The sequence below is a fragment of the Leucobacter sp. M11 genome (assembly GCF_035726885.1).
Classification (GTDB): Bacteria; Actinomycetota; Actinomycetes; order Actinomycetales; family Microbacteriaceae; genus JAPFRB01.
Genome location: NZ_JAPFRB010000033.1, coordinates 1 through 262 on the forward strand (window position 1 = coordinate 1; position 262 = coordinate 262).

The following is a 262-nucleotide window of genomic DNA, read 5'->3' on the forward strand; positions in this document are numbered from 1 at the left end:
GGCCGACCCGGCCGCGCACGAGGGCGCCCCGATCACCCAGCCGTCCCTGTTCCTCGGCGGCGCGCTGGACGCCTCCACCACCTGGCTGTCCGACGCGATCGAGGCGTATCCGGTCACCCTGCCCGGGCTGAGCGCCTCGCACCTTCTCGACGGCTGCGGCCACTGGCTCCAGCAGGAGCGCCCCGAGGAGACGAACCGGCTGCTCACCGAGTGGCTGACCGGCCTGCCCTCCTGACGCCCACCGGGCCCCCGGCGCCACTCG

General features: G+C 75.6%; 1 protein-coding gene. It reads left to right on the forward strand.

Annotated elements, in window-relative coordinates:
- Nucleotides 1-235, forward strand: a 235-nt coding sequence (locus OOT08_RS18900; protein WP_325094444.1) for an alpha/beta fold hydrolase, incomplete at its 5' end; no start/stop codon positions are given.
- Between the last annotated feature and the right edge of the window lie 27 nt (nt 236-262).